Annotated in this window: 21 protein-coding genes and 1 pseudogene; 6 read left to right on the forward strand and 16 right to left on the reverse strand. The window is 49.8% G+C overall.

Translation table 11 applies throughout. The features are described 5' to 3' along the window. Nucleotides 1–87 precede the first annotated feature (87 nt). Both ansB and ACJHWT_RS12055 read left to right on the forward strand, forming a co-directional pair. Nucleotides 88–1,134 (forward strand): L-asparaginase 2, encoded by a 1,047-nt coding sequence (ansB, locus tag ACJHWT_RS12050; RefSeq protein WP_000394103.1) that lies wholly within the window; start codon nt 88–90, stop codon nt 1,132–1,134. Between the two features lie 116 nt (nt 1,135–1,250). After that, nucleotides 1,251–2,258: a DUF1202 family protein gene (locus ACJHWT_RS12055; RefSeq protein ID WP_000745229.1), complete on the forward strand. Its 1,008-nt coding sequence runs from the start codon at nt 1,251–1,253 to the stop codon at nt 2,256–2,258. Between the two features lie 55 nt (nt 2,259–2,313). Here ACJHWT_RS12055 and ACJHWT_RS12060 read toward each other — a convergent pair whose 3' ends face one another. The 8 genes and pseudogenes from ACJHWT_RS12060 to yggS all read right to left on the reverse strand — a co-directional run bounded on the left by ACJHWT_RS12060 (nt 2,314) and on the right by yggS (nt 8,771). Continuing rightward, on the reverse strand, nt 2,314–3,615 hold the full coding sequence (locus ACJHWT_RS12060; RefSeq protein ID WP_000378929.1) for a TRAP transporter large permease: 1,302 nt from the start codon (nt 3,613–3,615) through the stop codon (nt 2,314–2,316). Next, nucleotides 3,615–4,117, reverse strand: a pseudogene (locus ACJHWT_RS12065) (TRAP transporter small permease). The gene ACJHWT_RS12060 and the pseudogene ACJHWT_RS12065 overlap by 1 nt, the downstream one beginning before the upstream one ends. 44 nt (nt 4,118–4,161) lie before the next feature. After that, the gene (locus tag ACJHWT_RS12070) at nt 4,162–5,148 is read right to left on the reverse strand and encodes a TRAP transporter substrate-binding protein (protein ID WP_000784004.1); all 987 of its coding nucleotides are present in this window, start codon (nt 5,146–5,148) and stop codon (nt 4,162–4,164) included. A 317-nt stretch (nt 5,149–5,465) separates the two neighbouring features. Next, nucleotides 5,466–6,602, reverse strand: a complete 1,137-nt coding sequence (hemW, locus tag ACJHWT_RS12075) for a radical SAM family heme chaperone HemW (protein ID WP_000239950.1) — start codon at nt 6,600–6,602, stop codon at nt 5,466–5,468. Continuing rightward, the gene (locus ACJHWT_RS12080; RefSeq protein ID WP_001174747.1) at nt 6,595–7,188 is read right to left on the reverse strand and encodes an XTP/dITP diphosphatase; all 594 of its coding nucleotides are present in this window, start codon (nt 7,186–7,188) and stop codon (nt 6,595–6,597) included. Before ACJHWT_RS12080 ends, hemW begins: the two co-directional genes overlap by 8 nt. A 7-nt stretch (nt 7,189–7,195) precedes the next feature. Then, nucleotides 7,196–7,486, reverse strand: coding sequence for a DUF167 family protein YggU (gene yggU / locus ACJHWT_RS12085; protein ID WP_001277194.1), 291 nt, complete (start codon nt 7,484–7,486; stop codon nt 7,196–7,198). Further along, nucleotides 7,483–8,049 carry an osmotic shock tolerance protein YggT gene (gene yggT, locus ACJHWT_RS12090; RefSeq protein ID WP_001094831.1) on the reverse strand — a complete coding sequence of 189 codons (567 nt, stop codon included), beginning with the start codon at nt 8,047–8,049 and terminating at the stop codon, nt 7,483–7,485. Before yggT ends, yggU begins: the two co-directional genes overlap by 4 nt. 17 nt (nt 8,050–8,066) lie before the next feature. Next, on the reverse strand, nt 8,067–8,771 hold the full coding sequence (yggS, locus tag ACJHWT_RS12095) for a pyridoxal phosphate homeostasis protein (RefSeq protein WP_000997795.1): 705 nt from the start codon (nt 8,769–8,771) through the stop codon (nt 8,067–8,069). A 17-nt stretch (nt 8,772–8,788) separates the two neighbouring features. Here yggS and ACJHWT_RS12100 point away from each other — a divergent pair, with 17 nt between their 5' ends. Continuing rightward, a complete protein-coding gene (locus ACJHWT_RS12100) occupies nt 8,789–9,769 on the forward strand; it encodes a PilT/PilU family type 4a pilus ATPase (RefSeq protein ID WP_001696140.1) in 981 nt (326 codons plus the stop codon). A gap of 173 nt (nt 9,770–9,942) precedes the next feature. On the opposite strand, the gene ruvX is transcribed toward ACJHWT_RS12100, so the two are convergent. The 8 genes from ruvX to metK all read right to left on the reverse strand — a co-directional run bounded on the left by ruvX (nt 9,943) and on the right by metK (nt 17,166). Next, entirely contained in the window at nt 9,943–10,359 is a 417-nt protein-coding gene (gene ruvX, locus ACJHWT_RS12105; RefSeq protein WP_000017111.1) for a Holliday junction resolvase RuvX, read from the reverse strand. Further along, complete coding sequence (locus tag ACJHWT_RS12110) at nt 10,359–10,922, reverse strand: YqgE/AlgH family protein (protein ID WP_001318029.1); 564 nt, start codon at nt 10,920–10,922, stop codon at nt 10,359–10,361. The genes ruvX and ACJHWT_RS12110 overlap by 1 nt, the downstream gene beginning before the upstream one ends. A gap of 108 nt (nt 10,923–11,030) precedes the next feature. After that, nucleotides 11,031–11,981: a glutathione synthase gene (gene gshB, locus ACJHWT_RS12115; protein ID WP_000593258.1), complete on the reverse strand. Its 951-nt coding sequence runs from the start codon at nt 11,979–11,981 to the stop codon at nt 11,031–11,033. Nucleotides 11,982–11,993: 12 nt separating this feature from the next. Beyond that, nucleotides 11,994–12,725, reverse strand: a complete 732-nt coding sequence (gene rsmE, locus ACJHWT_RS12120) for a 16S rRNA (uracil(1498)-N(3))-methyltransferase (RefSeq protein ID WP_001300912.1) — start codon at nt 12,723–12,725, stop codon at nt 11,994–11,996. A gap of 79 nt (nt 12,726–12,804) precedes the next feature. Further along, nucleotides 12,805–13,512, reverse strand: coding sequence for a deoxyribonuclease I (gene endA, locus ACJHWT_RS12125; protein ID WP_001305312.1), 708 nt, complete (start codon nt 13,510–13,512; stop codon nt 12,805–12,807). Nucleotides 13,513–13,606: 94 nt separating this feature from the next. Then, the gene (locus tag ACJHWT_RS12130) at nt 13,607–14,104 is read right to left on the reverse strand and encodes a SprT family zinc-dependent metalloprotease (RefSeq protein ID WP_001696137.1); all 498 of its coding nucleotides are present in this window, start codon (nt 14,102–14,104) and stop codon (nt 13,607–13,609) included. A 76-nt stretch (nt 14,105–14,180) separates the two neighbouring features. Then, nucleotides 14,181–15,575, reverse strand: coding sequence for a galactose/proton symporter (galP, locus tag ACJHWT_RS12135; protein WP_001696135.1), 1,395 nt, complete (start codon nt 15,573–15,575; stop codon nt 14,181–14,183). Nucleotides 15,576–16,011: 436 nt separating this feature from the next. Then, on the reverse strand, nt 16,012–17,166 hold the full coding sequence (gene metK / locus ACJHWT_RS12140) for a methionine adenosyltransferase (RefSeq protein WP_001062128.1): 1,155 nt from the start codon (nt 17,164–17,166) through the stop codon (nt 16,012–16,014). Nucleotides 17,167–17,221: 55 nt separating this feature from the next. Here metK and yqgD point away from each other — a divergent pair, with 55 nt between their 5' ends. The 3 genes from yqgD (at nt 17,222) to yqgB (ending at nt 17,952) form a co-directional block, all read left to right on the forward strand. Next, nucleotides 17,222–17,473 carry a protein YqgD gene (yqgD, locus tag ACJHWT_RS12145; RefSeq protein ID WP_001303651.1) on the forward strand — a complete coding sequence of 84 codons (252 nt, stop codon included), beginning with the start codon at nt 17,222–17,224 and terminating at the stop codon, nt 17,471–17,473. A 110-nt stretch (nt 17,474–17,583) separates the two neighbouring features. After that, nucleotides 17,584–17,727 (forward strand): protein YqgG, encoded by a 144-nt coding sequence (gene yqgG, locus ACJHWT_RS12150; protein WP_001297404.1) that lies wholly within the window; start codon nt 17,584–17,586, stop codon nt 17,725–17,727. Nucleotides 17,728–17,820: 93 nt separating this feature from the next. Beyond that, nucleotides 17,821–17,952 carry an acid stress response protein YqgB gene (gene yqgB / locus ACJHWT_RS12155; protein ID WP_001297406.1) on the forward strand — a complete coding sequence of 44 codons (132 nt, stop codon included), beginning with the start codon at nt 17,821–17,823 and terminating at the stop codon, nt 17,950–17,952. Nucleotides 17,953–17,955 lie beyond the last annotated feature (3 nt).

A 17,955-nucleotide genomic window follows, 5' to 3' on the forward strand; every position in this document is an offset into this window, starting at 1 on the left:
ATATTCACGTTGTAAATTGTTTAACGTCAAATTTCCCATACAAAGCTAAGGGATAATGCGTAGCGTTCACGTAACTGGAGGAATGAAATGGAGTTTTTCAAAAAGACGGCACTTGCCGCACTGGTTATGGGTTTTAGTGGTGCAGCATTGGCATTACCCAATATCACCATTTTAGCAACTGGCGGGACCATTGCCGGTGGTGGTGACTCCGCAACCAAATCTAACTACACAGCGGGTAAAGTTGGCGTAGAAAATCTGGTTAATGCGGTGCCGCAACTGAAGGACATTGCGAACGTTAAAGGCGAGCAGGTAGTGAATATTGGCTCCCAGGACATGAACGATGATGTCTGGCTGACACTGGCGAAAAAAATTAACACCGACTGCGATAAAACCGACGGCTTCGTCATTACCCACGGTACCGACACGATGGAAGAAACCGCTTACTTCCTCGACCTGACGGTGAAATGCGACAAACCGGTGGTGATGGTCGGCGCAATGCGCCCGTCCACGTCCATGAGCGCAGACGGTCCATTCAACCTGTATAACGCGGTAGTGACCGCAGCTGATAAAGCCTCCGCTAATCGTGGCGTGCTGGTGGTGATGAACGACACCGTACTGGACGGTCGCGATGTCACCAAAACCAACACCACCGACGTAGCGACCTTCAAGTCTGTTAACTACGGTCCTCTGGGATACATTCACAACGGTAAGATTGACTACCAACGTACCCCGGCACGTAAGCACACCAGCGACACGCCGTTCGATGTCTCTAAGCTGAATGAACTGCCGAAAGTCGGCATTGTTTATAACTACGCTAACGCATCCGATCTTCCGGCTAAAGCACTGGTAGATGCGGGCTATGATGGCATCGTCAGCGCTGGTGTGGGTAACGGTAACCTGTATAAATCCGTGTTCGACACTCTGGCGACCGCCGCGAAAAACGGCACTGCAGTCGTGCGTTCTTCCCGCGTACCGACGGGCGCTACCACTCAGGATGCCGAAGTGGATGATGCGAAATATGGCTTCGTGGCCTCTGGCACGCTGAACCCGCAAAAAGCGCGCGTTCTGCTGCAACTGGCTCTGACGCAAACCAAAGATCCGCAGCAGATCCAGCAGATCTTCAATCAGTACTAATCACCTCGCCCCGGTATCGTGCCGGGGCTTTTTCACTTCAGACTCACGTCCATTGCCAATTTTCATCACCCTAATGATAATCACCGGAATAAATTATTCCGCGCGAGGGTTTTCGGGTGAAAAAGCAATGGATTGTTGGTACGGCGCTGCTTATGTTGATGACTGGTAATGTCCGGGCAGATGGTGAACCGCCAACTGAAAATATCTTAAAAGATCAATTCAAAAAGCAGTATCACGGCATTCTCAAGCTTGATGCCATCAGCTTAAAAAATCTTGATGCTAAGGGTAATCAGGCCACCTGGTCAGCGGAAGGCGATGTCTCTTCCAGTGACGATCTCTATACCTGGGTCGGTCAGTTGGCAGATTACGAACTGCTCGAACAGACCTGGACGAAAGATAAACCGGTAAAATTCTCGGCGATGTTAACCAGTAAAGGAACGCCCGCTTCTGGCTGGTCGGTGAACTTTTACTCTTTTCAGGCGGCAGCCAGCGATCGTGGGCGGGTGGTCGACGATATCAAAACGAATAATAAATATCTGATCGTGAATAGCGAAGATTTCAATTATCGCTTTAGTCAGCTTGAGTCTGCGTTGAATAACCAGAAGAACTCGATTCCTGCGCTGGAAAAGGAAGTGAAAGCGCTTGATAAGCAAATGGTGGCGGCGCAGAAAGCAGCGGATGCATATTGGGGAAAAGATGCAAACGGTAAGCAAATGACCCGCGAAGACGCCTTTAAAAAAATTCACCAACAGCGTGATGAGTTTAATAAACAGAATGATAGCGAGGCGTTCGCGGTTAAATATGACAAAGAGGTTTATCAACCGGCGATTGCGGCATGTCATAAACAGAGTGAAGAGTGTTATGAAGTGCCGATTCAGCAGAAGCGAGATTTCGATATCAACGAACAACGGCGACAGACTTTTCTGCAATCACAAAAACTTAGCCGTAAATTGCAGGATGACTGGATAACGCTCGAAAAAGGGCAATATCCGTTAACGATGAAAGTTTCAGAAATAAACAGTAAAAAAGTCGCGATTTTGATGAAAATTGACGATATCAATCAGGCTAATGAACGCTGGAAAAAAGACACCGAACAACTGCGGCGCAATGGGGTGATTAAGTAACTCATGTTAAGTGCCTTTGCCGGATAATATAAAAAGTTATCCGGCAAATTATTTTTTACATTAGCCCTAGTAGCTGTGGAATGAACAAGGATATTTGCGGGATGTAAGTGATCATCATCAACGCGATTAACAATGCGGCATAAAATGGCAGCAATGGTTTGATCAAATGTTGAATCTTCACACCTGAAATAGAACAACCAACAAATAGCGCACTACCCACCGGCGGTGTTAACAGCCCAATACAAAGGTTAGCCACCATCATAATACCGAAATGTACCGGATCCATTCCCAGCTCTTGTGCAATCGGCAAGAAGATTGGTGTGAAGATTAGTACAGCCGGTGTCATGTCCATAAAGATGCCGACAATTAATAAGACGATATTAATCAGCAGCAATATGATCAGTGGGTTATCAGAAATCCCCATCAATGCGTCGCTGATCATATAAGGAATATCAGCATTGGTCATTGCCCAGGACATGCCCACGGAAAAACCGATCAACAGTAATACAATCGAAGTGGTAACAACCGATTCCAGAATCAGTTTGGGTAAATCGCGCCATTTTACTTCCCGGTAAATCAGCACCGAGAGAATAAATGTGTAGACAACGGCAATTGCTGACGCTTCAGTTGCGGTAAAAATGCCGCCCAGAATGCCGCCCATTACAATGAACACCAGAAGCAAACTTGGTAAGGCATCCAGAAAAGCTTTACATGCCTGAGCAAAGGTTGCTCTTTCTGAAAGTGGGTAGCCACGGCGTTTAGCAATAATGCCGCAGACTATCATTACCGCGAGACCCATTAAGATCCCTGGCAAATATCCCGCCATAAATAACGATGCTACAGAAACGCCGCCAGCTGTCAGGGAAAACACAATTAACACGTTTGAGGGCGGTATCAGTAATCCAGTAATACAAGATGAGACGTTTACAGCGGTAGAAAATGCCGGATCATAACCTTCTTTGGTCTGAATGGGATTCAGTGTGCCACCAACGGCAGCAGCTGCCGCAACGGCTGAACCAGAAATGGAACCAAACATCATATTCGCCAGGACGTTCACATGACCAAGCGAACCAGGAACGCGGCCAACCATTACCTGGGCGAGGTTAATCAAACGTATCGCAATACCGCCGCTGTTCATCAGTGTTCCGGCAAAGATGAAAAAGGGGATTGCCAACAGGGCAAAGTTATCCAGTCCATTAGCCAATCGTTGCGAAACAGTGATTGCCGCGATATCCCAGGGAAACATCAACAGCATTGAAGCTACAGTCGCAATAGCGATTGAGAACGAAATGGGCACACCAATAAAGACCAGCACAAAAAAACAGCCAAACAGTGTAATCGCGATATAACTATCCATTAACTGGCCTCCTGCGCAGGTTGTTTCAGTTGTTGAATGCTTTGATTAATAAAACACAAGGCATAAAACATCATCACCACTCCACTTAATGGCAGAATGATATATACGTATCCCATCGGTATTTGCATTGCGGCAGATACCTGTGATGTTGCCAGTGTTTTATCAATTAATTTCAGGCCACCAGTCACAATGACCGAACCGGCAAAACCTAAAATAAGAACGTTAATGACTATACTAAGAAGTAATTGCTTGCGCTTATTCAGGGCGAGAGCAAATAAATCGATAGAGAGATGTCTCTGCGCGCCGACGGTATATGCAGCACCTAATAATCCTACCCAGATCATCAAAAAGCGTGCCAGCTCATCGGTTAATGTACTTGGCTGGTTAAGTACGTAGCGGCTAAATACTTGCCAGACTACGCATACAACCAGAGCAAGCATTACGGCGACAGAAACGCGGCAATGACGCGGTCTACCGCAAGTTTCAGGCGGTTAAATATCATTGTAAGCATCCTGGAAAATCAGGGCCAGAGACTGGCCCGAAATATTATTGAGCAGCGTTGTCGAATTTCTCTAACAAAGCAGCTTGTTTTGGATCTTTTTTGAAGTCGTCAAACAGAGGTTGAACTGCGGCACGGAATGGGGCTTTATCAACCTTAACGATTTCACCACCCATAGCTTTCGCCTGAGCACGTGTGTCAGCGTCAATTTTTTCCCACAATTTTTGTTGATAAGCTTCGGATTTCTTCGCCGCTGTTTCGAGGATTTGTTGCTGTTCTGGGGTTAATTTATTCCATGTTTTGGTGGAGATAACCAAAAAGTCAGGAATTGAGGCATGTTCATCTTCAGAAAAGACTTTGGCAATTTCGATATGTCGAGTCTGCACCCAGGAAGGCACGTTATTTTCTGCGCCATCTACTACACCTTGTTGCATCGCAGTATAAACTTCGCCAAATGAAATTGGAGTGGGTGAGCCACCCATCAGTTCAATCATTTTGATGGTGGTCGGGCTTGGCTGAACACGAATTTTCAGCCCTTTAAGATCTTCTGGCTTAGTAATCGGTTTTTTCGCATAGAAACTGCGAGTACCCGCTACATAAGCTGATAAAGCAAAAAAGCCTTTATCTTTTGTTGAATCCATAATTTCTTTACCAACTTCACCAAAAACCACTTTGTTGAAGTGCGCCTGATCTTTAAATAAGAACGGCAAATTATAGATAGCATAAATATTATCAAAAGACTCCAGATCACTGGCGGAACCTTTGGTCATATCCAGTGCACCATTTTGCAACAACTCCATAGTTTCTCGCGCATTACCCATCTGGCTGCTGGGGTAAATACGGATCACCATATTACCTTTTGACAGCTGTTTTACTTCTTTCGCCAGCTCTTCAAAACTCTGATGTACAACATGACTTCTTTCCAGGTTGTGTGCTAACTTTAACGTCACTTTTTCTGCGGCGTTTACGCCAGTGCTAACCAGAGCCAGCAAGGATGCGCAGACTAATGAGCGGGTAAATGACCTCATTTTCATAAAAAAACTCCCTGTTGAAGAATGGAAATTGGTTGATATCTAATTGTGCTTATCAGTGCTTTGTGCGACAAATTGGTTAACCTGTCTGACAACTTGTCTATGTTTATCACAACTTGAAATAAAGTCAGAAATTAAATATTAATTTTGTGCGCCAGGTTGTACATGTTTATAATCAATAAATGATGAGTAAATATTCACTAAATATATATAATAAATATCGTCGATATTTATTCTGTAAGAAATATATTTTTGCCGAAGTTAATTAACGGGGGGGGGGGTAAAAGAAGTGATTAATGCGCCCGCAGGCGCATTAATGATTACTCAGCGAGGAATAATTCAAGAAGTGAGTTTAAGAATAATTTACCATGCTCGGTTATCTGCCAGTAATCCGCACATTCTGTGAGATAACCCTGAGCGATGGCCTCGTCTAACTGAGAGCGAATAACTTCTTCAGAAAGGCCAGTATACTGGCTAAACTCCACGCGCGGCGCGGCCTCCAGCAGACGGAAGCGATTCATAAAGAACTCAAACGGCTTATCTGCGGCTTCGACATCACGCTGGCTTTCCAGATACCTTCCTTGCATAAAACCACGCGGATGACGCGTTTTGGTGGTACGCAGAATGCGCCCATCCGGGAAGGTCACTTTGCCGTGCGCGCCGCAGCCAATACCGATGTAGTCGCCAAATCGCCAGTAGTTGAGATTGTGCTGGCACTGATAACCTGGTTTGGCGTAAGCGGATGTTTCATACTGCTGATAGCCCGCTGCGGTTAATAACTGATGCCCCTGTTCGAAAATATCCCACAGCGCGTCATCGTCCGGCAGTACAGGAGGGCGCGAGCCAAACAGCGTATTAGGTTCGATGGTCAGTTGATACCAGGAAAGATGCGGCGGATTCAGTTCAATGGCCTGGCGCAGATCGCCAAGCGCCTCTTCCAGTGATTGATCCGGTAGCCCATGCATCAAATCGAGGTTAAAGCTACGTAACCCTAAACCGCTCGCCAGATTTGCCGCTCGTTTCGCTTCTTGCGGGCCATGAATGCGCCCAAGTCGTTTCAGCTTTTCTTCGCTAAAACTCTGCACGCCAATGGAGATGCGGTTCACACCAGCACGCTGATAATCAACAAAGCGATCGGCTTCTACCGTACCAGGGTTCGCTTCCATAGTAATTTCTGCATCCGCTGCCAGCGGCAAACGCGCACGCACGCCGTCCAGCAGCGTTTGCATCGCCGGGCCGGAAAGCAGGCTCGGCGTACCACCGCCAATAAAGATTGTCTTTACTTCACGGCCCTGAGCGTAAGCCACATCGTTGTCCAGATCGTTAAGCAGATGCTGAACATAATCGTCGTGCGGCACTTCTCCTTTCAACGCGTGAGAGTTGAAATCGCAGTACGGGCATTTCTGTACGCACCACGGGATGTGAATGTAGAGACTCAGCGGCGGTAATTTAACCATTACGTAAAGCGTCCAGCAGCAGTTTCAACGCCTGACCACGGTGGGAAATGGCGCTCTTTTCTTCGCGGGTCAGTTCGGCAGCGGTTTTCCCTTCGGAAGGAACGAAGAAAATTGGATCATAACCAAAGCCACCAGTACCCGCTGGTTCACGAGTAATCACACCCGGCCAGCTGCCGTGGCACACCAGCGGAGTGGGATCTTCCGCGTGACGCAGATATACCAGCACGCAGTGGAAACGTGCCTGACGTTGGTCGTCCGGTACGTCTTTCAGTGTTTCCAGCAATTTTTGCAGATTCTTTTGATCGGTCGCGTCTTCACCGGAATAACGCGCGGAGTAAATTCCCGGCGCACCGCCAAGTACATCTACCGCCAGACCGGAGTCGTCGGCAATTGCCGGTAAACCGGTCACTTTTGCCGCATGGCGCGCTTTCAGAATCGCGTTTTCGATAAAGGTCAGGCCGGTTTCTTCAGCGGAATCTACGCCGAGGTCTGTTTGGGCCACGATATCAAGACCGAAGTCGCTAAGCAGCGACGCCAGCTCACGCACTTTACCGGCATTGCCGGTTGCGAGGACAACTTTTTGCATAGGATACCTAATTAAGTAACGCCGCGATTTCTGGCGGGATTTGTTGCGGATTAATGATTTTAATTTGTTTGTGGCGGCCAAGTTCGCCTTTTTCAATCACCACCTGGCTTTTGGCAACCCGGAATTGCTTACCGAGAAACTTCACCAGATGGCTGTTGGCCTGGCCGTCAACCGGCGGCGCGGTTATGGCGACTTTTACCTCGTCGCCATGTAAACCGACAATAGAATCACGGCTGGCTTTCGGCTGAATATAGAGCCGTAAAACCAGACCGTCATCATTAATTGTTACGGCACTCATAACGCCATCCACAGCCCCGGCAGCAGCATGTTTCCGGTTGCCTGTAATACTTCTGCGACACCCATATTGATGACATACAACAGCAGAACGAGGATCATCGGCGAGAAATCAATCCCACCCATTGCCGGTAGCAGGCGGCGAATCGGGCGCAGCAGCGGATCGGCCAGCTGAATCAGCACGTATTCAATCGGGCTACGCCCCTGGCTTACCCAGCTCATAATCGCCATCACCAGCAGGACCCAGAAAATCAGCAGGCCGATGGTTTTCAGCAGAATCAGTAAACCGGCAATCCAAATGATTGGCAGAAAGGTCACCACTTTAAACAGCACGATGGCTTTGATGAAACTGAGAATGTACGCAACCAGCAGTGAGGCGCTGTCAATGGGCCCCATTGCCGGAATAACGCGGCGCAGTGGCCCGATAATTGGCTGCGTTACCTTCACTACAAACTGTGAGAAGGGGTTGTAAAAATCACAATGAGCCCACTGCATCCAGATGCGTAATAACAGCACCATGGTATACAGCTCAATGACCGTTGAAAGCAGGAAAGTCAACGTATTCATGGCGTTCCTTTAATTCCTTATTTTTTAGAGTAATCACGCGCACCAAAAATTGCAGTGCCGATACGAACCATCGTGCTACCTGCCGCAATGGCGGCTTCCATATCGTCCGACATTCCCAGAGAGAGCGTGTCGATATGCGGGTAGCGTGTTTTCAGTCCGGCAAATGCTACAGCCATTTGGCGTGCAACTTCAAACTGCCTTACATATTCTGACTCAGGTGCAGGGATTGCCATCAGCCCGCGCAGACGTAAACGCGGTAGTTCAGCGACCGCAGCTGCCAGCTCGTCCAGTTCAGCCAGTTGAATCCCGGACTTACTGTTTTCATCACTAATATTAATTTGAATCAGTACGTTAAGAGGGGGAAGTTCTGCCGGGCGCTGATCGTTGAGGCGGGTAGCAATGCGCAAACGGTCGATGGTATGACACCAGTCGAAATGCTCTGCCACCAGGCGGCTTTTATTAGACTGCAACGGGCCAATAAAATGCCATTCTAATCCTGTTACGCCCAGTTCCTGAAAGTGGCGAATTTTATCTACCCCTTCCTGAACGTAGTTTTCACCAAATTGACGCTGCCCGGCATCAATGGCTTCTGCGATGGCGCTCGCAGGTTTTGTTTTACTGACTGCAAGCAGCGTAATTTCTTCTGGAGAACGGCCGCAACGCGTTGCAGCCGCTGAGATTTTGTCCCGGACCTGTGCCAGGTTATGCGCAATATCGTTCATTTTCCGAGGATCTTAGTATGAATATGGAAGAAATTGTGGCCCTTAGTGTAAAGCATAACGTCTCGGATCTACACCTGTGCAGCGCCTGGCCCGCACGATGGCGTATTCGCGGGCGAATGGAAGCTGCGCCGTTTGATGCGCCGGACGTCGAAGAGCTACTGCGGGAGTGGCTGGATGACGATCAGCGGGCAATATTGCTGGAGAATGGTCAGCTGGATTTTGCCGTGTCGCTGGCGGAAAACCAGCGATTGCGTGGCAGTGCGTTCGCGCAACGGCAAGGCATTTCGCTGGCGTTACGGCTGTTACCTTCGCACTGCCCGCAGCTCGAACAGCTTGGCGCACCAGCGGTATTGCCGGAATTACTCAAGAGCGAGAATGGCCTGATTCTGGTGACGGGGGCGACGGGGAGTGGCAAATCTACCACGCTGGCGGCGATGGTTGGCTATCTCAATCAACATGCCGATGCGCATATTCTGACGCTGGAAGATCCTGTCGAATATCTCTATGCAAGCCAGCGATGTTTGATCCAGCAGCGGGAAATCGGTTTGCATTGTATGACGTTCGCATCGGGATTGCGGGCTGCATTGCGGGAAGATCCTGATGTGATTTTGCTCGGAGAGCTGCGTGACAGCGAGACAATCCGTCTGGCGCTGACGGCGGCAGAAACCGGGCATTTGGTGCTGGCAACATTACATACGCGTGGTGCGGCGCAGGCAGTTGAGCGACTGGTAGATTCATTTCCGGCGCAGGAAAAAGATCCCGTGCGTAATCAACTGGCAGGTAGTTTACGGGCGGTGTTGTCACAAAAGCTGGAAGTGGATAAACAGGAAGGACGCGTGGCGTTGTTTGAATTGCTGATTAACACACCCGCGGTGGGGAATTTGATTCGTGAAGGGAAAACCCACCAGTTACCGCATGTTATTCAAACCGGGCAGCAGGTGGGGATGATAACGTTTCAGCAGAGTTATCAGCAGCGGGTGAAAGAAGGGCGCTTGTGACGTTGCTGTGTCTGATACGAATTGTAAATATGCCCGATGCGCAAGCTTATCGGGCCTACAAGGGAAGCGTAACTTTGAATTCGCACTCACTGTAGGTTGGATAAGGCGTTTACGCCGCATCCAACATGAAACAACGAGCACATTGTCAGAAATCTGTGCGCTAGTAAATCGCCTTAATATCCCTGCTCGAAATAACTTTCGAGAATGATAACCGCAGAGGCAGAGTCAACTTTGCCTTTGTTGAGCGCCCGATAGCCGCCCTGTTCAAACAGACCGGAACGTGCTTCTACGGTGCTAAGACGTTCGTCATGGAGCTTTACTTCAACACCGAAACGGCCATGAATACGGTTGGCAAATTTACGCGCTCTGGCAGTCAATGGTTGCTCGGTGCCGTCCATATTCAGCGGCAAACCGACGATGATTTCGTCCGGCTGCCACTCTTTCAGTAAACGTTCGATGAGGTTCCAGTCCGGCGTACCGTCCTGTGCTTTAATTGCAGGCAAAGGGCGAGCGGTGCCGGTAATGCGTTGGCCGACCGCTACGCCAATGCTTTTGGTGCCGAAGTCGAAGGCGAGTAAGGTTCCACTCATCAGGCGTGCCCTGCCACACCAGGCATGGTGAGAATATCCACACCAATCAGTTTTGCCGCCTCGCGCCAGCGGTCGGCAATCGGCGTTTTGAACAGAATATTCAGATCTGCCGGGGCCGTTAGCCATGCGTTATCGAGAATTTCTTGTTCCAGTTGGCCTTTCTCCCAGGAGGAGTAACCCAGCGCGACCAGAACATCGGCTGGCTGCTTAGGAGTTCCTATCGTTTCCAGGACATCGCGGGAAGTGGTCACCACAGTGTTATCAGAAATACGGATGCTGGAGGCAAAGCGTGACGGCGGGGTATGCAAAATAAACCCACGATCTTCTGCCAGCGGGCCACCAAGCATAACGGGCTTATCCAGACGAATGGCAGGATCGCGCGGTTCTGGCGTAATTTTTAACTTTTCCAGAATTCCTTCGACCTGCAGATTTTCCAGCGGCTTATTAATAATCAGCCCCATTGCGCCATCGGGATTATGCTCGCAAATGTAAACAACTGAGCGGCGGAAAAGCGGATCCTGGAGAGCAGGCATGGCAATAAGAAAGTGATGCTGTAAATTCATTGTCAGAGGTTCTGTTTCCTGGTTCAAAAAAGCAACAGCGCCCAGTATGCGGGGAAAGATGGGCGCTGTCACTCTTAGTCTTTATGGGCTCCGTCCCGCGGAGGTTATTTAAGATTTCTGCAAACGTGCTTCGATGGCATCCATTAACATTCCGGTGATCGATACCGGAAATTCCGCCTCGATCTCACGAACGCAGGTTGGGCTGGTAACATTAATTTCGGTCAGACGATCACCAATGATATCCAGCCCCACAAAGATTAGCCCTTTGGCTTTTAGCGTAGGGCCAACACGGCGGGCAATTTCCCAGTCGCTTTCCGTCAGTGGACGTGGTTCCCCACGACCACCGGCAGCCAGGTTACCACGGGTTTCGCCCCCCTGCGGAATACGCGCCAGGCAATACGGCACCGGCTCGCCATCCACTACCAGCACGCGTTTGTCGCCATCTTTAATGGCTGGCAGGTAATTTTGCGCCATGCAGTAGCGAGTGCCATGCTCAGTCAGGGTTTCGGCAATCACGCCGAGGTTTGGATCACCTTCTTTCACGCGGAAAATCGACGCGCCGCCCATACCGTCCAGCGGCTTAAGAATGATGTCGCTGTGTTTTTCCCAGAAAGCTTTTAGCTGCGCTTTATTGCGTGTGACCAGCGTTTCTGGTGTTAAGTCAGAGAACCAGGCAGTGAACAGTTTTTCGTTACAATCGCGCAGGCTCTGCGGCTTGTTAACGATCAGCGTCCCTTTATCTTCGGCACGTTCCAGAATATAGGTCGCGTAGATAAACTCGGTATCAAACGGCGGGTCTTTACGCATCAGGATCACATCGAGATCGGCCAGCGGCAGATCCTGCTCACCCGTGAACTCGTACCATTTATCGTAGTTCTGTTCGACGCTCAAAGTACGGGTACGAGCGCGAGCCTCACCATTGATCAAATAGAGATCGGCCATCTCCATATAGTGAAGTTCGTAACCACGACGCTGTGCTTCCAGCAACATAGCGAAACTGGAATCTTTCTTGATGTTGATGTTTGCGATGGGGTCCATCACGATGCCGAGCTTGATCATTATTCTTCTCCGTTAGCCCAAATCGCCAAAACGCACTTGTAGCGCGGTAATGGCGGTGAGCGCAGTTGTCTCAGTACGCAAAACGCGAGGTCCCAACAGGATATCAGTAAATTGATAGCGGGCAGTCATGGCAATTTCATCTGCCGATAAACCGCCTTCCGGGCCAATCAGCAGGCGGACGCGTTCGACCGGTAACGGCAACGTATTGATGCTGTTACTGGCGCGCGGGTGAAGATTCAGTTTCAGTCCTTCATCCTGCTCTGCACACCAGGCTTCCAGATCCATCGCTGGACGGATTTCCGGCACCCGGTTACGGCCACACTGCTCACAGGCAGCAATTGCAATCTTCTGCCACTGCTGGAGCTTCTTGTTCAGACGTTCACTATCCAGTTTAACGCCGCAGCGCTCAGAAAAAAGTGGCGTAATGAGGCTTACACCGAGTTCGATCGATTTCTGGATAGTAAATTCCATTTTTTCACCACGCGACATCACCTGACCGAGGTGAATATGCAGCGGAGATTCACGATCGTCGAGTTGGCCTTCCAGCACTTTCACTTCCACGCTTTTTTTACTGGCGCTGGTAATTTCGGCGTCAAAGACCTGGTTGCTGCCGTCAAACAATTGCAACGCCTGTCCCGGCCCCATGCGCAGTACGCGCCCGATATGGTTGGCGGCATCTTCGCAAAGCGCGATGTGAGAATGGCTGGTTAGTGGTTCAGGATGATAAATGCGGGGGATACGCATAGTTAAAAATCCGCGTCGTCTCCCCACGCGGTTGTACGCGTGGGGTAGGGGTTAACAAAAAGAATCCCGCTAGTGTAGGTTAGCTCTTTCGCGCCTGGCAAGCGCGTTGCACATACGGGTTATGATTGCCCTGCACCTTCGCGATGCGTTCATCACGCTCGCACTCCCAGTCGGTAACTGGATACATCTTGTCCCATGCGTTGAACAGCTGCGTTTGCTGACGAGAGAGTGTCAGGTTGTATTGGTCACGCATATAGAAGTAGGTGCGCGCAATGGCACCGCGTGCACGCGCTGGTGGCTCGGCAACTTTTTCTTTGAAATCGACCTTCATGGCGCATTGACCGTACTGGCCTTCACCGCCATTCCACTGGCTGTACATAAAGTTGCCGCGATCGCCATTCACCTCACCGACTGACGGCTGCAGGTTATGCATATCGCTTTCCATCTTGCGATAGACCGGATCTTTGGCGCAATTTTTACGTCCACCGTCCTGCCAGCACTGGCGCTGGTGACCGAATTGCCAGGCAGGAACGACGTGTTCCCACTCTACGCGGCTGGCACGGTTTTCATTTTTTCGCACCTGATAGCCGCACGATTGCAGATCAACAACGCCTTTTTTGCCCTGCCAGTTAATTTTACATCCGCAATAAAACGTACCGGGCGCGTCAGCGTGGACTTTTACCGCTGCGGCTTTCGCCTGAGAAAAACTATTGATACCTTCGGCCAACGCCGGGCCGGAAAATGCTGCGCTCAGTACCACCGCAGCAATAGACAAATAACGGTACATCACTTACTCCGTGTTAAAACGAGCCAGCAACGTAGCGAAAGTTGTTTTGGTATGCAATCAGCCAGATCAGGAAAGTTCCTGATAGTTCAGGTGGTTATTTCGCAACCAGCTGTTCGCCGCAGTGAACACAGCGATAGACGGCTTCGCCACGAACTACGCGATTATGGCGGCGTACGGTAAGCTGATGTTCCTGGCACTTACAGCGGTAGGGGAAGGTGTTGCGGCGCACGGATTGCAGTTCAAACTGATGCGTACGACGGGCGGGAACGCCCAGCACGCTTTCCATCATCCACTTCCACTCTTTGCCATGTGGTGCTACGCGGCCGAAATGTTTCCATACCAGCAAATGTGCCAGTTCGTGCGGCACCACTTCTTCAATAAAGGCTTCACTGTTTTCCAACAGCAAAACGGGATTGAGGCGAATTTCATAGCTTTCCAGCCAGGCTGTTCCGGCAGAGGTTCCGCGCTGGGTGTAAGAGAGTTTTGGCTCCGGGTAGTTACGCCCTAGCTTCAGGTTCGCCTGGGCGAGTTTTTCCCGCAGGCGACGCATAACGGCCTGTTGGAGGGCGATAGGGAGACGGGATGTTTTCATAGCGGCAGAGGATAGAGCGAAGAAAAGATGACTGCAAGAGGTGGCTTCCTCCACGACGGGAGGAAGCCTGAGGAGATTAATCGTGAGCGCCGATTTCGCGCAGTTTACGACCTTTCATCAGATTACGTTCAATATGTTCCAGCGAAACATGTTTGGTTTCCGGCACCAGCCACAATGTCAGCAGGATAAACAGTACGTTCAGAGCCGCATACACCCAGAAGGTGTTGGCGTTACCCAGCGTGTTGAGCATGGTCAGGAACGTTGCGCCAACGATCATGTTGGCAATCCAGTTGGTGGCGGTGGAGCAGGTGATGCCAAAATCGCGGCCTTTCAGCGGCTGAATTTCGGAGCACAGTACCCAAATCAGCGGACCGGCACTCATGGCAAAGCCAACAATAAACATCAGCAGCATGGCGATGGCGAAATACTGCGCCGACGGAGAGTGGATACCGATATGCATCATTGTACCGAGTACGCCCATGCCAGCAGCCATCACCAGGAAGCCCAGCGTTAGCGTTGGTTTACGTCCCCAGCGGTCAACAAGGCCGATTGCGATAAAGGTGGCAAGTACGTTGGTCAGGCCGACAATCACTGTCCCCCACATTTGCTCGGTAGTGTTGGTATAACCCGCCAGTTCGAAGATTTTCGGCGCGTAATACATGATGACGTTCATCCCGGTGAATTGCTGCATTACCTGCAACAGTACGCCAAGGAACACCGCGCGGCGGAAGTTGCTGTTCTCTTTAAACAGCGCCCAGCCACTCTGTTTAACCTGCAAACTTTCACGGATTTCATCCAGTTCGTGTTTCGCTTCCGCGCTGGTGTCACGCAGGCGTAGCAGCACGCGTTCGGCATCAACAAAACGGCGTTTGGCGGCAAACCAACGTGGGCTGTCTGGCAGGAAGAAGACACCAATCAGCAGCAAAATTGCCGGGATGATAATCACACCCAGCATCCAGCGCCATGCACCGGTGTAGCTGAAGGCGGTATCAGAAAGATAAGCGCCGAGGATCCCGATAGTGATCATCAACTGATACATCGAGATCATACTGCCGCGAATTTTTTCCGGCGCAATTTCAGAGAGGTACAGCGGTGCGGTATAAGAGGCCACACCCACCGCCAGCCCCAGCAGAACGCGCGAAAGAATCAGTACTTCAACGTTTGGCGCAGCCGCAGAGAACAGTGAACCGGCAACAAACAGGATTGCGCCGATCATCAGGCTCTTTTTGCGCCCGAGTTTAAAGGAGAGCCAGCCGCTGCCCACCGCACCGACTGCCGCACCGAACATCATGGAGCTTACGACCCATTCTTGCGTGTGCGAAGTAATCTGGAATTCATCTGCAATAAACGGCAGTGCGCCAGCAATTACACCGATATCCAGGCCAAAGAGTAATCCCGCCAGAGCAGCAAGGAAGCAGACGAAAAACGTCATTGCCTTGTTTGACCGCCCCTGTTTTTTAGCGTCAGGCATGATGCCCTCCAATATGGTTATTTTTTATTGTGAATTAAGATAGGTGAGTACGACGTAAAAAGATGTGAAGCAAATCACATCAGTGTAATCGCTTACACTAACATTTATCTTGGTTATGATTTAAGTGCATGAAAATAATTGAGTTATATCATCATAGATTAAACGCTGTTATCTGCAATTAAGACTTTACTGAAAAGAAATGTAACAACTGTGAAAACTGAATAATAATATGAAAATATTACAAATATTTGGCTGGTGTGGTTGGTGTAATCGGTTTCAGTAATGATGATAATTTGCGGTAAAACGTGTTGAGGAAGAATGATGTTATTGTGCGGGCGGTTTTTTTGCCGGATGCGGCGTGAATGTCTATCCACCGCGGTGAGGTAAAAGAAAAAGGCCAGCGCGAGGCTGGCCTTTGAAAGCAGGTGAAGAAAGATTACTTCAGACCGGCAGCATCGCGCAGCAGCTGCGCTTTGTCGGTTTTTTCCCACGGGAAATGTTCGCGACCAAAGTGACCGTATGCTGCGGTTTCTTTGTAGATCGGGTGCAGCAGATCCAGCATCTGAATCAGACCGTATGGACGCAGGTCAAAGAACTCACGTACCAGCAGAGTCAGTTGTTCAGAAGGCACTTTCTCGGTACCGAAAGTTTCCACCATGATGGAAGTCGGTTCAGCCACGCCAATTGCGTAGGAAACCTGAATTTCACAACGATCGGCCAGGCCAGCAGCAACGATGTTTTTCGCGACATAACGTGCTGCGTACGCTGCGGAACGGTCCACTTTTGATGGATCTTTACCAGAGAATGCACCACCACCGTGACGTGCCATGCCGCCGTAGGTATCAACGATAATTTTACGACCAGTCAGACCGCAGTCACCCATCGGGCCACCGATAACAAAACGACCGGTCGGGTTGATGAAGAATTTGGTGGCAGAAGTCAGCCATTCAGCGGGCAGAATCGGCTTGATGATCTCTTCCATTACCGCTTCTTGCAGCGATTTCTGGTCGATCTCTTCAGAGTGCTGAGTGGAAAGCACGACAGCATCAATGCCAACGATTTTGCCGTCGTCATACTGGAAAGTCACCTGGCTTTTCGCGTCCGGGCGCAGCCACGGCAGAGTGCCGTTTTTACGCACTTCAGCCTGACGCTGTACCAGACGGTGTGCATAGGTGATAGGCGCTGGCATCAGCACGTCGGTTTCATTGGTTGCGTAGCCAAACATCAGACCCTGGTCACCCGCGCCCTGTTCCAGCGGATCGGCACGGTCAACGCCCTGGTTGATGTCAGGAGACTGTTTGCCGATAGCGCTCAGAACCGCACAGGAGTTAGCGTCAAAGCCCATGTCGGAATGCACATAGCCAATTTCGCGAACGGTGTTACGGGTGATCTCTTCGATGTCTACCCAGGCGCTGGTGGTGATTTCGCCGCCAACTAAAACCATGCCGGTTTTTACGTAGGTTTCGCAAGCAACGCGTGCTTTCGGATCCTGTTCGAGGATCGCGTCTAAAACGGCATCAGAGATTTGGTCAGCAATTTTGTCAGGATGCCCTTCAGAGACGGACTCGGACGTAAAAAGGTGTTTTGCCATATTTAATATCACCTAAAGAGAATTTGGTTAGCTCAAACTGTTGTGTGGATTTTCTGTGGTAGCGGATCCTACCACGACTCTGCAGGTTAAAAACACTGGCAGTCTGAGTGTTAATCGGTATGGATGGATTAACATCTGGATGGCTATTTTAGGTCAATTCTTCACCCGATTTCCACTTTTTTTTGAATCGTGTCTCATTCTGTTAAAAACGTGGCTGGAAATTTTTCCTGACAATGCTGGCATTCTGCGTATTTATCTTTTGCAATTTTCTGCCATTGTGGGGTATAAAACGCGGCGCGCGGCTTAAATAAAAAGCACACGACGTTTCTTTCGTGTTGCCACTTCCAGCCGGGTTGAAAACAGAGTTTTGGCTTGTGGGTTCGTCTTAACAGGCGGCCGTGGAGGTGATACGAAATAATGAACCGTTGTCTGCTGCTTAACCTGTCTCACCGTTCTGGTGAAGATTCGTTCCCCGCACTCTGCATCTCTGCTTTGCATACCTGCCGATGTTATACCCATCTCGGCGCTTCTCAGGATTCAAGAGCTGGTTACAGCTACTGAGGACTGAACAAGGGCGCTCTTGTAAAAACAAGAGTTTTCTCGTGGTTTCGCCGAACTGTCACACTTACGTTCGGTTATGTGCTTAATAATGTTATGAAAAAGAAACCGGTTGCGCAGTTGGAGCGTCAGCATTCACTGCTGGAAAATCCATGTGCTTATGGGTTGTTATCGCAGTTCCAGGCTGCGATAGTCGTTAACTGTTTTACACTTAATAAAATAATTTGAGGT

It is taken from the genome of Escherichia sp. WS338 (assembly GCF_046486405.1).
Lineage (GTDB): Bacteria > Pseudomonadota > Gammaproteobacteria > Enterobacterales > Enterobacteriaceae > Escherichia > Escherichia coli.